Origin of the sequence: Rhodomicrobium sp. Az07, assembly GCF_018619475.1 — a bacterium.
GTDB lineage: Bacteria > Pseudomonadota > Alphaproteobacteria > Rhizobiales > Rhodomicrobiaceae > Rhodomicrobium.
The window spans coordinates 1-622 of sequence record NZ_JAHFZG010000048.1; the positions used below are offsets into that span (position 1 = coordinate 1).

Here is a 622-nt window from a genome sequence, read left to right on the forward strand (position 1 = left end):
GCCAGGCCTCAAAACCCGGCCGGTCCCGACATCCTTCGTTTGCCTGGTGGTTATAGCGGAACGCCCCCACTCGATCCCATCTCGAACTCGACCGTGAAACGTTCCTGCGCCGATGGTACTACACTGTGGGAGAGTAGGTCGTCGCCAGGCATACCAAGGATGTCACATAAATCCCCTCAAATACAAAAAAAGCCCCGCCCCAAAAGCGGGGCTTTTTTGTGTCCAATACCCCAACCATACCGAGCCGAGAGCGACCAGCACCCCCGCCTCCCCCCTCGAACCGTAAGCAAACAATGCAGGGACGCTGCTGGTTTACCTCACTGTGGCACACGCTCGTCGAGTACAAATTTGAGCCGCATTCGTTTCGGAATGCTCTATATGCGTGTGAGCTCCTGGACTGAAAATGTCGGATCTACCGATGCAAGGATAGCGGTGCTCCGACCGCATCTTCACAGGCTTGGCGGGCGAAGGCATGTTTCCCGCCGATGAGCAAGGATCGTTTCAACTCTAATGTAAGCGGTGTTCTGACCTCACCTTCCATTTTGCTCGAACGGCTGCGAGTGTGACGGTTCCTTGAGGGATCGTCTTATGTCTAATCCTGGTCGTAGTCCTATCACTGAGC

1 rRNA gene is annotated in these 622 nt (G+C 55.1%); it reads left to right on the forward strand.

Features of this window, described 5'->3' with window-relative positions:
• The first annotated feature begins 42 nt into the window (after window positions 1-42).
• Window positions 43-150: ribosomal RNA gene (gene rrf / locus KKP04_RS15270) — 5S ribosomal RNA — on the forward strand.
• The last annotated feature ends 472 nt before the right edge of the window (window positions 151-622 follow it).